At 48.8% G+C, this 14,954-nt stretch carries 11 protein-coding genes; 4 read left to right on the top strand and 7 right to left on the bottom strand.

Annotated elements, in window-relative coordinates; translation table 11 throughout:
- The first annotated feature begins 323 nt into the window (after positions 1 to 323).
- The 4 genes from B5F34_RS14415 (at position 324) to B5F34_RS14400 (ending at position 4,309) form a co-directional block, all read left to right on the top strand.
- Positions 324 to 1,691: a sigma-54 dependent transcriptional regulator gene (locus B5F34_RS14415; RefSeq protein WP_087340404.1), complete on the top strand. Its 1,368-nt coding sequence runs from the start codon at positions 324 to 326 to the stop codon at positions 1,689 to 1,691.
- Positions 1,692 to 1,741: 50 nt separating this feature from the next.
- Positions 1,742 to 3,085: an ATP-binding protein gene (locus B5F34_RS14410; protein WP_087340402.1), complete on the top strand. Its 1,344-nt coding sequence runs from the start codon at positions 1,742 to 1,744 to the stop codon at positions 3,083 to 3,085.
- A 74-nt stretch (positions 3,086 to 3,159) separates the two neighbouring features.
- Entirely contained in the window at positions 3,160 to 3,867 is a 708-nt protein-coding gene (locus B5F34_RS14405; RefSeq protein ID WP_087340400.1) for a CDP-alcohol phosphatidyltransferase family protein, read from the top strand.
- A 7-nt stretch (positions 3,868 to 3,874) separates the two neighbouring features.
- Complete coding sequence (locus tag B5F34_RS14400) at positions 3,875 to 4,309, top strand: GtrA family protein (RefSeq protein WP_204245614.1); 435 nt, start codon at positions 3,875 to 3,877, stop codon at positions 4,307 to 4,309.
- 92 nt (positions 4,310 to 4,401) lie between these two features.
- On the opposite strand, the gene B5F34_RS14395 is transcribed toward B5F34_RS14400, so the two are convergent.
- The 7 genes from B5F34_RS14395 to B5F34_RS14365 form a co-directional block, all read right to left on the bottom strand.
- A complete protein-coding gene (locus B5F34_RS14395; RefSeq protein WP_087340398.1) occupies positions 4,402 to 5,976 on the bottom strand; it encodes an Rne/Rng family ribonuclease in 1,575 nt (524 codons plus the stop codon).
- Positions 5,977 to 6,244: 268 nt separating this feature from the next.
- Positions 6,245 to 6,538, bottom strand: coding sequence for an HU family DNA-binding protein (locus B5F34_RS14390; RefSeq protein ID WP_255376975.1), 294 nt, complete (start codon positions 6,536 to 6,538; stop codon positions 6,245 to 6,247).
- Positions 6,539 to 6,757: 219 nt separating this feature from the next.
- Entirely contained in the window at positions 6,758 to 7,201 is a 444-nt protein-coding gene (locus B5F34_RS14385; protein ID WP_087340394.1) for a hypothetical protein, read from the bottom strand.
- A gap of 69 nt (positions 7,202 to 7,270) precedes the next feature.
- Positions 7,271 to 8,374: a DUF6340 family protein gene (locus B5F34_RS14380; protein ID WP_087340419.1), complete on the bottom strand. Its 1,104-nt coding sequence runs from the start codon at positions 8,372 to 8,374 to the stop codon at positions 7,271 to 7,273.
- 168 nt (positions 8,375 to 8,542) lie between these two features.
- The gene (secA, locus tag B5F34_RS14375; protein WP_087340391.1) at positions 8,543 to 11,839 is read right to left on the bottom strand and encodes a preprotein translocase subunit SecA; all 3,297 of its coding nucleotides are present in this window, start codon (positions 11,837 to 11,839) and stop codon (positions 8,543 to 8,545) included.
- A gap of 176 nt (positions 11,840 to 12,015) precedes the next feature.
- Complete coding sequence (locus tag B5F34_RS14370) at positions 12,016 to 13,584, bottom strand: alkaline phosphatase family protein (RefSeq protein WP_087340389.1); 1,569 nt, start codon at positions 13,582 to 13,584, stop codon at positions 12,016 to 12,018.
- Positions 13,581 to 14,807 carry a DUF4105 domain-containing protein gene (locus tag B5F34_RS14365; RefSeq protein WP_239448986.1) on the bottom strand — a complete coding sequence of 409 codons (1,227 nt, stop codon included), beginning with the start codon at positions 14,805 to 14,807 and terminating at the stop codon, positions 13,581 to 13,583. Before B5F34_RS14365 ends, B5F34_RS14370 begins: the two co-directional genes overlap by 4 nt.
- Positions 14,808 to 14,954: the final 147 nt, after the last annotated feature.

Raw genomic sequence — 14,954 nt, 5'->3', positions numbered from 1 at the left:
AGGCGCAGAGTTTTTATTTTTTTGTTAAACATATCTCCATGGAGGCGCAGGGTTATTCCCCTCTTTCGTGTGCGGCGAAGCCGTGAACTCCGTGTCCTCCTCTCATCATTTTTTCCCGACAGAAAGTTACGGTACTTTGTGTCTCTGTGTCTCTGCGTTTGATGTAAATTAAATCTAATGGATTACTTAAGTGGTGATGTGGATAACTTTATGTATTTTTGTAGTCAGATTGGTCCTGCCTTGTGCTTTGCAGGCAGAATCCTTGTCGATTGATAAAAAGTTGAGTCTGTGTAAAACTTGGATAGCTTATTGATTAATGGCTTATGATATTGATTGTAGATGATGATAATGCTGTGCGTTCCTCGCTTCTGTTTATGTTGAAACGGGCGGGCTATCAGGCCAAGGCAGTGCCCGGTCCGCGCGATGCCATGCAGGAAGTGAGGACCGAAGCTCCCGACCTTATCTTGATGGATATGAATTTTTCTCTTTCCACCAGTGGTGAAGAAGGGCTTACCTTGCTCAAGCAAGTGAAGATTTTTTGCCCGAAGGTGCCTGTCATCCTGATGACTGCCTGGGGAAGCATTCAGCTTGCCGTGCAGGGAATGCAGGCGGGAGCCTTTGACTTTGTGACCAAGCCTTGGAACAATGCTGCTTTGCTGCAACGCATAGAAACAGCCTTGCAACTCAATGTTCCTGTCGGGCAGACTGTCGGAGACCGCTCTTTTGACCGCAGCCGCATCATCGGTAAGTCCAGGGGGCTGATGGAGGTGCTCGATACAGTGGCACGCATTGCTCCCACCAATGCTTCTGTGCTGGTGACCGGCGAGAGCGGTACGGGTAAGGAACTCATAGCGGAGGCCGTTCATCGGAATAGTCGCCGGGCAACCCAGCCTTTTGTAAAGGTGAATCTCGGAGGTATCTCGCAGAGCCTGTTTGAAAGCGAGATGTTCGGTCACCGGAAGGGGGCTTTTACGGATGCTGTGGCCGATCGTGTCGGTCGTTTTGAATTAGCAGACAAGGGTACCATCTTTCTGGATGAGATCGGAGACCTGGATTTGTCGTGTCAGGTGAAACTCCTGCGTGTGTTGCAGGACCAGACCTTCGAGGTCTTGGGCGACAGCCGTCCGCGGAAGGTGGATGTGCGTGTCGTTTCGGCAACGAATGCCGATTTGCGCAAGATGGTGCAGGAACATACTTTCCGGGAAGACCTGTTTTACCGCATCAACCTGATTACCATTCATTTGCCTGCCTTGCGCGAGCGGAAGGAGGACATTGCCCTGCTGGCCAGACACTTTGCCGACCGCCAGGCAGAAGCCAACGGACTGCCCCGGACTGAGTTTGCTGCCGATGCCCTGCAATTTCTGGAGCGGCTGCCTTACCCGGGAAATATCCGTGAATTGAAAAACCTGGTGGAACGCACCATCCTGGTCTGTGGGAAAAAAGTCTTGGAAGCAGCAGACTTCGAGGCACAATGCCAGTATCTGGGCGAGCAAAAGAAGAAGACGGATGCGCTGCCTTGGGCTGGCCTGACCTTGGACGAGATTGAACGCCGTACCATTCTGCAGACGCTCGACTTGCACAAAGGCAATCTCAGCCAGGTGGCACAAGCTTTGGGCATCAGCAGGGCGGCGCTTTATCGGAGGCTGGAAAAATATGGGATAGCATTGGGAAACATCAATGGGGCATCATAGAATGGACCGGTGGCGAATGACTGCCGGCGGAATTTAAATCTGTCTGAACCGTGCGCATTAAGTTTTTGTTTTTTATTCTGGTCATTGTATTGGTGGGCTTGGGAGTCTATATCGGTTACTTCTTTCACCAGATGCCCCCTATTTACGGATTTGTGGCCGAAGGAGCCATCTTTTTCCTTCTGGTTTATCTTTCTGTTTTCTATCAGCGGATAGTGAAGCCGCTGAACACCATCGGCAATGGCATGGAACTGTTGCGCGAACAGGATTTCAGTAGCCGTCTGGCTCCCGTGGGGCAGTATGAAGCAGACCGTTTGGTGAACATCTTTAACCGGATGATGGACCAGTTGAAAAACGAGCGTCTCCGCATGCGTGAGCAGAACTATTTCCTGGACCTGCTTATCCAGGCCTCTCCGATGGGAGTCATTATCCTGACGTTGAACGAGGAAATCAATCAGATGAATCCGATGGCGGTAAAGATGCTGGATATAGGTCCTGTGCCTGTGGCAGGGAAAAAAATAGAGCAACTGGATTCTCCGCTGGCTGCCGAACTGGCGCAATTGCCCAATGAAGAAACGCGCGTGGTTCGTCTGAACGATGCCAATGTGTATAAGTGTACACGCTCTTATTTTATCGACTGTGGTTTCAAGCATCCCTTTTTCTTGATTGAGCGGATGACGGACGAGGTGAGGCGGGTAGAGAAAAAAGCCTACGAGAAAGTTATCCGGATGATTGCCCACGAGGTGAACAACACAACGGCGGGCATCACTTCTACGCTCGACACGGTGGAGCAGACGCTGGCTGCTGAGGAGGGGATGGAGGATATTTGCGAGGTGATGCGTGTCTGCATGGAGCGCTGTTATTCGATGAGCCGCTTCATCACCCGCTTTGCCGATGTGGTGAAAATTCCCGAACCCACCCTGTTGCCTGTATCGCTGAACGGGATGGCGGCTTCGTGCAAGCGTTTTATGGAAGGCATGTGCAACGATGCGGGCATTGCCTTGCAGCTGGAGTGCGACCCTGCGGTGGGAGAGGTGAAGATGGACGCATCACTTTTTGAGCAGGCACTGGTGAATATCATTAAAAATGCAGCCGAGAGCTTGATGTATGCAGCCGAAGGGCAGGGAAGGGGTGGACATATCCTGGTACGTACCCAGGCGCCTGCCGTTGTGGAAGTGGCCGATGATGGCCCGGGTATCAGTAAGGAGGTAGAATCCAAATTGTTTACCCCTTTCTTCTCCACTAAACCCGACGGACAGGGTATCGGGCTGGTTTTCATTCGCGAAGTGCTTAGCAAACACGGATGTTCTTTTTCTTTGCGAACCTGTGATGACGGATGGACGCGCTTCCGGATTGTTTTCCCGAAAACTAATTTGTTAAACAGTCGCAAAAAATAGAGAAAATTCCCATCAGTTCGGGAAAGATGATGTACTTTTGCAAAATAATTTAGAAAATAGAAAAAGAAGAAAAGATGGGAAAAGAAATGTCCTCTCGGATACAGACCTCTATTCTAAATAAGGCAGAGAAGAAGGCATTGGTATGGTTGGCCGAAAGGCAGCCTCGCTGGGTTACTTCAGATTTCCTGACTTATGTGGGAGTAATGGGGGCTGTAGTTTGTGCTATAGGATGCCTGTTGTCTAATGTAGATAAAAATTTCTTGTGGATTTCCTCTTTGGGATTGGTTATCAATTGGTATGGTGATAGTCTGGACGGCACACTGGCACGTGTGAGGAATGCCCAAAGACCGGTTTACGGTTTCTTCATAGACCATACGTTGGATGCCATTACCATTTGCATCATGTGTGTGGGCTTCGGGCTTTCTCCGGCTTTCAGGCTGGACGTTACTTTGCTGGTACTTGCCGGTTATCTGGTTCTTTCCATCTATACATATATTTGTACGATACTGAAGGATGAATTCCGTTTGACTTACAGCAGTTTCGGGCCTACAGAATTCCGTCTGGTAGTTATTATTCTCAATACGGTTTATATGTATACGCCGGGGACGGATACCCGTTATCTGGTTTTGGGATGCGATTTCGGAGTATTCGATTTCATCGGGTTGGCTATTGCCGCTTTTCTTTTCCTTATACATTTTTGTCAGTTCGTCAAAGACCGCAAGGTTTTGTCTTTGCGTGACCCCTTAAAACCATTTAACTCGAAGGCGGATGATAAGGCGTAAGAATGTGATGAGACTGTTGAAAACATACTTGGAGTTTTTGGCAACGCGTCTGTTTGGTACCGGTATTGATACGCTGGTGCTTTGGATTTGTTCTGATTTCCTGTTCAGCACTTATTGGACGATATATGTACTTTCTCCCATCATTTCATTTGAGTTTGCCGTATTGAGCAACTTTCTATGGTCTTATTGCTGGATTTGGAAAAGCCGTATCGGGCAGCGGAGCACGCGTGATTTCTGCTACCGTTTTGTCATCTTCAATCTTTCTTCGGGAGTGGGATTCCTGGTGAAGATGCTTTTCCTGTTGCTTTTCGAGAAGATTTTCGGATGGGATGTTATTTATTGTAACTTTGCCGCCCTGATTATTTCCGGTCTTTTCAATTATTTCCTGGCCGATGCCATAGTGTTCCGGAAGAAGCGGGCTGTTGTGACCGAAACCGAATAAGAGGTTGTCTATGGAAAACAGCGGGCCTGTTTGAACTGTATAATAAAAAAGAGGGTAATGTTGTCATTAACATACCCTCTTTTCTTTTAGTTTCATTTGATTTCGATTTCTTCCTTCATGTCTATTTCTTCGCCATGCTGGTCGTAGAAGACATATTGCAGAAATGCGAGTTTCTGGTTAGGAATGATCTTGATGCCCAATCCGTATTTCATCTGCCACTTGCGTTTCAGCGACATAATGCCCTGGTTGACATAGGCAGCGATGTAGGGATGGATGTGGAGTGAGAATTTCTTTATCTTCAGTTTGTTTACCAGGTAGTCTATTTTACTCTCCAGCGTGTCGGTGAAGAGGATAGATGGCTTGATAGTGCCTTTGCCAAAACAGGTTGGACACGTTTCCTCGGTATTGACATCCATGGCCGGACGCACGCGCTGGCGCGTAATCTGCATCAGTCCGAATTTGCTGAGCGGCAGGATGTTGTGTCGGGCTCTGTCTTTTTGCATGTTTTGGCACATGCGTTCGTAAAGTTTCTGTCGGTTTTCGGCCAGGTTCATGTCGATGAAATCCACCACGATGATACCTCCCATATCTCTGAGTCGCAACTGTCTTGCCAGTTCATCGGCAGCTCCCAGATTCACCTCCAGCGCGTTGGCCTCCTGCCCGTTGGCATTCTTGGTGCGGTTACCGCTGTTCACGTCTACTACGTGAAGCGCCTCAGTATGCTCAATAATCAGGTAGGCTCCGCTTTTATAGGAAACGGTTTTGCCGAATGACGACTTGATTTGTTTGGTAATGCCGAAATTGTCGAAGATGGGAAGTTTTCCCTTGTAGAGCTTCACGATGTCTGCCCGTTCGGGGGCAATGAGGGAGACGTAATCCTTGATTTCGTGGAAGACGGCTTCGTTGTTAACGTGAATGCTTTCGAAAGAAGGGTTGAATAAGTCGCGCAACAAGCCGACAGCGCGACTGGTTTCTTCGTAGATGAGCGTCGGAAACTTGGTCGCTTTTTGTATTTTCACGACTGCATCTTCCCAGTGCTTCACTAAGACTTTAAGCTCTCCGTCGAGTTCGGCTACGCGTTTGCCTTCGGCTACAGTGCGTACGATGACACCGAAGTTTTTGGGCTTTATGCTCATCAGCAACTGTTTCAGGCGTGCCCGTTCTTCACCCGACTTAATTTTTTGTGATACGGAAACCTTGTCGTTGAAAGGGATGAGAACCAGGTATCTGCCTGCAAAAGACAGTTCGGAGGTCAGTCGGGGCCCTTTGGTAGAGATGGGTTCCTTGACAATCTGCACCACTACTTCCTGGCCTACCTTCAGGGTATTTGCTACAGTCCCGTCTTTTTCCAGGTCGGGCAGAATAGTGGCTTTGGTGATGGAATTCAGTTTCTTCCTGTCGCTTAAAGTCTGCTTTACGTATTTTTCTAAAGAGTTGAATTGAGGACCTAAATCCTGGTAGTGAAGAAAAGCGTCTTTCTCATAACCCACGTCCACGAAGCAGGCATTCAGGCCGGGCATCAGCTTCTTGATGCGTCCCAAATACATATTGCCCACCGAGAAGGAAATGTTACGTCCTTCGCTTTGCAGTTCCACCAGGCTCTTGTCTTCCAACAAGGCGATGGTAACTTCTTTGGGCTGTACATCTACAACGAGTTCGTTTGTCACAATAATAATCGCTTTTTTATTGTTAAATCCAATTTATAGCCGCTCTTTTCAAGCGGCTCCACATCTTAAACAAAGAACAAACCCGCGAGACATGTGCTTCACAAGTTTGTTCTTTGTTTTGTCTTCCAGACTAAAAAATTTACTTTTTGCTTTTGTGTCTGTTCTTTCTTAGTCTTTTTTTACGCTTGTGCGTTGACATTTTATGTCTTTTTTTCTTCTTACCGCTTGGCATAGTTCTTGAAATTTTACTGGTTAATACTCATGTTTATTATTTTTTCACTGAAAGAGTGAAAGTTTTGGCAGGCTTAAAGGCCGGGATGTTATGTTCCGGAATGATGATAGTTGTATTCTTGGAAATATTACGAGCCGTTTTCTGTGCTCTTTTCTTTACGATAAAACTACCAAATCCGCGGAGATATACGTTCTCATCTTTTGCTAAAGATGATTTCACGGCTTCCATGAATGCTTCAACGGTAGCCAGTACTGTGACCTTGTCAATCCCGGTGTTCTTTGTAATTTCGTTTACAATATCAGCTTTAGTCATTTTCTTTAAAAAAAATATTGTTACTAATGTTTCCCTAATTTTTTGGACTGCAAATATATAGCTTTTCTGCGGCTCTAAGAAATATATTTCAGACTATTTTTTCGGGATGTGTGTATTTTAAACTTTATTAGTCTGAAAATTAGATATTTCCTTTCTGAAAAGAAACGGCTTGAAATTCTTCATTTTGAGATAATGTAATGGAATACAAAGTTTTCTGCTCGTCGGGACGATTCCGGTTTATTTCTCCAGCAGTTCTTTCAGAAAAGCGTCCAGTTCTTCATCCAGACCTTTCAGTAATTCATCGTTTAGCAACAATGTGTCGTCATCCATCAGGAGCAGTTCGGCAATAGATTCTTTATCATCGTCTACTAAAACGAACGAATAGGGCTTCATCAGAGTCAGTTTGTCGAAGTCGCCGGCTGTCTTCATCGTGTTCAGCACAGAGGTGAGCACACGTTCTGCGCCGTCGTAGAAATCTTCCTCGCTGTAGTTTGTCCATTCCTCTATGGTTGTATTGGCCAGTTCGGTATCTTCATCATCAAAAATGGTCAGTTCTCCCGACGTGGCGTTGGCCTGCAGGTGAATGTCCGTCACAATAGTTTGTTCGCAACCGTGGTATTTGGCAATGGTTTTACCGATGGTAGATTCTATCAGTGCTAATGATGCTTGGCTGAGTTTCATAATGGGTATCTGCTTATTATTGGTTGGCCCAAAGTTATAAAAGAAAATGATAACTTAGACCATATAGGGTTAAAAATCGTCTTTAAAACGTTGCATTTGTAGATTCAGGCGGGCAATGCTTTGGTCGCGTTCCGTCAGTTCGTTTACGTAGAGGGTAGTGAACACATAGTTGGGGATGTTGCTGCCATCCAAGCCCTGTGGTGTTTTTTCTTCCACCCTGTCAATGTCGTAGGCTATGTGTTGTGCCTTGGCTGCCCACCGGGCGGCAGTGTGTATGCTGTCTTGCATTTCGTAGCCTAAAGCAATGTTGTACGCGGCATACATTTTCCGTTTGCCTTTCTTTGTTTCGTAGACCTGCTTCCACAAACGGATGGCGTCTTCCCAATTCTGCTCACGCACATAGACGGCAGCGTCGCGCATTTCTACAGATCCGCCAGTAAAAAGATAGCGGGGAGCGGTCTTCCAATGTGGAAGCAGATATTGTACGGGGGAGGAACCGGCAAATTCGGAAGCCGTTTCTATCAGATCCTCTTTGGCGATGAGGCGGGAACGTACTTCTGCTTCACTAATTCCTGCTTCTTCCCAAAAGATGCTGTCGGGGCTGCTGATGGTAGTTATGGGACCTGGATGGTTGGGGAGGTAGATGCGGAGGGTCGGGTAGACAGTAACATCGACTGTGCCGTAATAAGCCTGTATGTCGGGCAGGAAACTCAGTTTGTTGACAGAACGTAGTTGTACGTTTTCCACAGCGATAAGGAAATCGGCCCCTAAACTGCGCGTCAGTTCGTTTACTTCTGTGGTTGATAAAGTCGCCTCACGAGGCTGCCTGTCTTTGGTGCGCAAAGCCGAATCACAAATGATGACCTGGTCGAAATAGTTTCTGTCGGCCAGGGTTTCTGCCAGTGCCTGGGCTGTGAGTGATGCGTTGCCTGTATAATAATTGGTCTGGCGGGCTATTTCGCTTTCGCTTTTCTCTTCTTTTTCTTTCAATAATGCCTGTGAGGCGTTTTCCGGGGAATCAGGCATGTTGTTGACCACGGCCACCCGTTTCAAAGAAGCCGGGAAGCTGACTTCGGCCGGCAGCATATAGTCTATGGAAAGTTGTTCAACGCTTTGGCAGGCGTTCATAATCAGCATAATGGCTATTAGCGAGCTGTAGAGTTCTTTTTTCATTATCATCTGCATTTAGTTGCGGGAATTGTTCTGTTTCCAGTGGGCTGTGACCGTATGGAAGCATCTTTTCCAGTTGATAGGACAAATGTACGCTTTTGTGCGGATAAACAAAACCCCGAACCGTTAAAAAAACGTTCGGGGTTGATTGATTTTGTGCCAGACAGAGAGTTACAGATTCTTTCCGTGGCAATTTTTATACTTTTTCCCGCTTCCGCAAGGGCAAGGATCATTGCGTCCTACGGTTTTCTGTACACGGAGAGGTTCGCGCTTGGGCTTTTCGCGAGTATCCTGTGCGGCTGCAGCCTGCTGGTTGGGGTCGCTTAGGTCTTGTTTCTGTTCGCGATACTGGCTCATGTCCTGACGTTGTTCGGGAGCTGCCTGTCGTACTTCCTGAGGTTCGCGTACCGGAATTTGTCCACGCATCAGGATAGAAACGGTCTGGTTATTGATTTTGTCCACCATGGCGTCGAACAGGTTGACAGACTCCAACTTATAGATAAGCAGCGGGTCTTTCTGTTCGTAGCTGGCGTTTTGTACCGAGTGGCGCAGGTCGTCCAGTTCGCGCAGGTTCTCTTTCCAGGCTTCGTCGATAACATGCAGAAGGATGGCCTTTTCAAACGATTTGACAATCTCCTTGCCTTCCGTTTCATAGGCGGTCTTCAGGTTGCAGGAAATATTGTAGATGCGCTTGCCGTCGGTGATGGGGATGAGAATGTTCTGATACATGAATCCCTGGTTTTCATACACCTGTTTGATGACGGGGTAGGCAATCTGAGCCATGCGTTCTGTTTTACGCTTGAAGAGTTCCATAGCTGCATTGAACGTCTTTTCGGCTAATGCTTCTTTCTTCTCTTCGCGGAACTCCTGTTCGGTGAAAGGAGGTTCCATGGCAAGTGTCTGCAGAATGTCCATTTTGCAGTTTTCGTAGTCGGGAGCATTTACAGCATTGGCACAGCGGTCCCAAATCATGTTTACGATGTCCATACCGATTCGTTCACCCATCAGAGCATGGCGGCGTTTGGTGTACACCACGGTACGTTGCTTGTTCATGACGTCATCGTATTCCAGCAAACGTTTACGGATACCGAAGTTATTCTCTTCCACTTTCTTCTGTGCGCGTTCAATGGATTTTGAAATCATGTTGTGCTCAATCATTTCTCCTTCCTTGAAACCCAGCTTGTCCATCACGCTGGCAATGCGTTCGGAAGAGAACAAGCGCATCAAGTCATCTTCCAGTGATACGAAGAAAACAGATGAACCGGGGTCACCCTGACGTCCTGCACGTCCACGCAACTGGCGGTCTACTCGGCGTGATTCGTGTCGTTCCGTACCTATGATGGCCAAACCTCCGGCAGCTTTTACTTCGGGGCTCAGCTTGATATCCGTACCACGGCCCGCCATGTTGGTGGCAATGGTCACCGTGCTGCTCTGTCCGGCCAAAGCCACGATTTCAGCTTCTTTCTGGTGCAATTTGGCGTTCAATACATTGTGCGGGATTTTGCGCATATCCAGCATCTTGCTCAGCATTTCAGAGATTTCTACCGACGTGGTACCCACCAGTACCGGACGGCCGGCAGCAATCATCTTTTCTATCTCTTCGATGACGGCTTTGTATTTTTCGCGCTTCGTTTTGTAGACACGGTCGTTCATGTCGATACGTGCAATCGGGCGGTTGGTGGGGATAACCACTACATCTAATTTATAGATGTCCCAGAATTCGCCGGCTTCCGTTTCGGCCGTACCCGTCATACCGGACAATTTGTGATACATACGGAAATAGTTCTGCAGTGTGATGGTGGCGAAGGTCTGCGTAGCAGCTTCCACCTTTACACCTTCCTTGGCTTCGATAGCCTGGTGCAGACCGTCGGAGTAACGGCGTCCTTCCATGATACGGCCCGTCTGCTCGTCTACAATCTTTACTTGCCCGTCGATAACTACGTATTCGTCATCTTTCTCGAACATCGTGTAAGCTTTCAGCAACTGGTTGATGGTGTGAACGCGTTCTGACTTGATGGCATAATTGGTGAGCAGTTTGTCTTTCTTGGCCAAGCGTTCTTCATCCGTCAAGTCTGTTTCATTTTCCAAGGCCGAGAGTTGGGAAGTAATGTCCGGCAAAACGAAGAATTCAGGGTCGGAGGTCTTGCCACTGATAAGGTCCACTCCCTTGTCGGTCAGGTCTACGCTATTCAGTTTTTCGTCGATGACGAAGTACAGCGGGTCTGTCACTTCGTGCATACGGCGGTTGTTCTGCTCCATATAGATCTCTTCGGTCTTGAGCATACCGGCCTTGATGCCCTGTTCGCTCAAGAACTTGATGAGGGCCTTGTTTTTAGGCAAGCACTTGTGGCTGCGGTAGAGAGCCAGGAAGCCTTCTTCCTGTTGCTTCTTGTCATCCGAAGCGATGAGGCGTTTGGCATCTGCCAGGTATTGTGTAGCCAGTTTCTTCTGGGCTTCCACCAGACGTTCTACCAGCGGCTTCAACTGTTCGAACAACTGGTCGTCGCCTTTAGGCACGGGCCCGGAGATAATCAGCGGTGTACGGGCATCGTCAATCAGCACTGAGTCCACCTCATCCACAATAGCATAATTGTGTTGACGTTGTACGAGGTCTTTGGGGCTGATAGCCATGTTATCACGCAGATAATCGAAGCCGAACTCATTGTTCGTACCGAAAGTGATGTCTGCTAAATAGGCTTTGCGGCGGGCATCGGAGTTAGGCTGATATTTGTCGATGCAGTCCACGCTCAGGCCATGGAACATATAGAGCGGTCCCATCCATTCCGAGTCACGTTTGGACAGATAGTCGTTCACCGTCACTACATGTACACCATTGCCAGTGAGGGCGTTGAGGAATACCGGCAAAGTCGCTACCAATGTTTTACCTTCACCCGTGGCCATTTCGGCAATCTTACCTTTGTGCAATACTACACCGCCGAACAATTGTACGTCGTAGTGCACCATGTTCCAGGTGATTTCGTTGCCACCGGCTTTCCAATGGTTCACGTAGATGGCTTTGTCATCTTCAATGCGTACAAAATCTTTGGTAGCAGCCAGTTGACGGTCGAAATCGGTGGCGGTTACCACAATTTCTTCATTTTCGGTGAAGCGCCGTGCCGTATCCTTTACGATGGCAAAGGCGGTAGGCAACACTTCATCCAGCGCTTTTTCATAGATATCCAGTATCTCTTTCTCAATCTTGTCTATTTGGTTGAAGAGCTCTTCGCGGTCTTCCAGTTCAGTGCTTTCCACCTTTGCTTTGAGCTCATCCACTTTGGCCCGTTGTTCGGCAGCCGAATTGCGGATATATTCTTTCAGTTCCTGTGTCTTGGCGCGCAGGGCATCGTTATCCAGCTTTTGAATTTCCGGATAGGCGGCTTTTACTTTATTTACCCACGGCTGAATTTCTTTCATGTCTCGCGTGGACTTGTTGCCGAAAATCGAGCTTAAAAAATCGTTGAATCCCATTCTTTTTTATTCTGTTTTTATTATTATTCTACTTGTTGGGTGCACCATTTGGAATGGCGCGGCAAAGTTACTTAATTCCTTACAGATAACCCGCATCTGCGGGAATAAAATCTGATGAAAATACAGTACGTGTTTGATTTACCTTCGGGGTAGTGATATTTTCCCGGAAGTTTTCTTTAAAGGTCGAGGGATGCCTCTGTACTGGCATTGGGGGCACGGATGCGCAAGGCACCGGCCACAGTGGGGGCTATGCGTGCAGCGCTGACAGGGATGCGGACCGTTTCCGGACGTATGCCGGGATTCAGCAGGATGAAAGGAGAGGGAACAGCAGCCGTGCGCATGGTGTAATGTTCCGAACCGTCTTCGTGCATCACGGTCCAGCCGGGAAGCACCTCGATGAGCAGGTCGCCCGAGCGCAGGCGGTGATAGCTGTTGCGGATGCGGTCGGCCTTGGGCGACCACGAGCCCAACAGCAGGCGATGAGCCGAATAGACTTCATTCACACCGCTGAACTGCATGAGGAATTCTGCTGCTTTCTCCTGAATTTCTGTCAGGTCCAGTTGCTTGTCTTCAATGAGTTTATGGTTGAGATATATTTGTTGGTTGTAATAGGCTTCCACGTATTGTCCTTCGCCGTATGTAGCCATCAGAAACATGTTCAGTAACGTAGCACACCGGTTCAGGTAAAATTCGCCTCCCGGTATGCGGTAGAGGTCGGTATCGGCCATTTGGGGTTCTGTGCAGCCCGTCGATGTCAGGCAGAACAGCACGTTGCGTAAGCCCACCTTATGGTCGAGCAATTCCAACAAATGGGCCAGGCTGCGGTCTGTGCGTACATAGGTATCTTGTATTTCTGTCTCTTGGCTCAGGGTGGGGTAGGGATGGAAAATTCCCGTGTAGTAGGTCAGCGACAGGAGGTCGGGGACACTGTCGCGGCCCATCTCGCTCTTGTCCAACAATTCCTCTACCAACCGGTTCACCTCATCATTGATGAACGGGGTAGCAGCCAGTCGGCTGTACTTGTTGACTCCATCGCCTCTCAGGCCATATTTGAATGTCTCTCTGGATTTGCCCGGCAGGCAAGTGTACCGTCCTGCAGGATAAAGGGGCGTCCATGTGGTATTTTTCAGTTGCTTGTCGGGTGCATGGGTTTCGTTATAGCCTTCCATCCACCACGGCAAGTTCTCGTAGTAGGTGGTGCTGCACCACTTCCCCGTTTGCGGATTGAGCCAGAAAGCTCCGTTGCCTGCATGGCCTGCGCCGAAGATGGCAGCTTCGCGGGTAGGAGCAATCGCGTAGACAATGCTGCGGTTGCTGGTAGCCACTCTCAGTTCGTCTGCCAAAGTCGATACCAGCAGTTTGGAGGGCGAACTGCTCTCGTTGGTGTAGTTGCCCATGAAAGCCGGGTCGTCTACACAATTTACAGGACGTAAGGTCTTCGCATCCATCCAATTGTCTCCGATGATTCCGTGCACCGATGGCGTGCTGCCCGTATAGAGGGTAGCGATGGCCGAGGCGCGGTCGGCTCCGGCAAAAGGCATATCAGCCTGGCGGTAGACTTTCCCTTCGTGCAACAGACGACGGAATCCGCCTTCGCCATACAGCGACTCGAAGCTTTCCAGATAGTCTGTGCGCAATTGGTCTACCGTCAGCATCACCACCAATCGGGGGAGGACGGGCAACGGTTGGGCATGAAGCCCGCCGATGGTCAGTGCCAATATGGATGTTATCAGTCCTTTTTTCATTTCTTTTTCTTTGCGAGGGCGTAGTTACCCATGCTCCGCATCCACAAACATAGTGCCAAAGGTACTACCTCTGGCGGGATTTTTTGAGGGATGACAGCCCAAAACGCCATAAATAAAGTTAAAACGAGCAGATTCAGCATTAAATAACGGCTTCTGTGCCCCTTTCGTACCTCGTAAACCAACCAGGGCAGGCAGAACAGATGTAAGGGATGGAATACAAAGAGCAGATAATTAGGGCTCATGCACGGATGTTGTGAGAAGAACACCAGGAAGGTAAGGATACATCCGGCGATACCCATCGTGCCGAAGAGCAAGACATCCCAGCCCCAGAGGGATTTTCTTTTTCGGATGCCCCAGAGGGTAAGTACCAATGTCATGCTGAACAAAAGCCAGGCATACTTCATTGGAGTGAGGCCTTCTTGCCGAGGACTTTCCTGCAGCATGGCTTTTACCAGTCTTCCTTCAGCTGTCACCAAGGGGCGGGCCTGTCCGGCAGAGTCTACTATCTGTGAGCGTGAGAAATCAGCTTGCAGGAGGAAAGGGACGAATTCCATCATTCGCCGGCTGATGGGTTTGTCGGCTTCACTGCCCAGACACAGGTTCATGGCCAGGCGCGACCACGGGTGCCCTTTGCTATAGCGGTCTATCTGGTCGCGGAAGGTGGTATCCGTATCGGTGTCCGACATGTCGGCTCCATAGTCTACGCGTTCTTCCACGGCTTCCTCTATTTTGTCTCGCGGACGGGTGGAACAGTTGTCGTAGAAGAAGTTGTAACGGTAAATACGGTTTTGGGGGAGGTAGTTTGTTTCCAGCAGGTTGACGAGCCGTTGCTTTTCTGTCGGGGTCAGGTTGAGCACCTGTTGCCACACGTCGCGTCCGTGGAAGTAATAGGCCTGGCAGAAGTAGTCCGTAGGTTCTTTGTCCAGCCGGTAGTCTGTCTCTCCCAATGCAAAGCGCAATACAAAGCCGTCGGAGCTGAAGTCGAATACACCATAATTATATACTACGTCTGTCTGCGTCGTGAAGTTTTCATACCGGATGGCCGTATGTCCGAACAGGCTGTATATCTCCTGTCCCGCCGCGCATGTCAGCAGACTGATGCGCACGGAGTCGCGACTTATGTCGCGCGTCGGTGCCGCCTTCCCGGCAAAGGGCAAGAGCAGCAGGGCTATGAGAGCGGTAATAAAAACTTGGCTTACTTTCATGGCCGCAAAGGTAGACATTTTTTTCGGATTTGATGCTTGTCGGCGATTTTCTATGCTTTCTTTTCTTGGGAGGCTGAAACAGAAGCAGGCTGTTGTCTGTCGGGAAGTGGCTGTGCGTTTTCAACATGCTGGATTTGATGGATTTGCCTGTCAAGTAGAAGTGGT

It is taken from the genome of Mediterranea sp. An20 (assembly GCF_002160055.1).
Lineage (GTDB): Bacteria > Bacteroidota > Bacteroidia > Bacteroidales > Bacteroidaceae > Bacteroides > Bacteroides avicola.
Note: the sequence above shows the minus strand (reverse complement) of the source record. Positions and strands in the feature narration are given on the sequence as shown.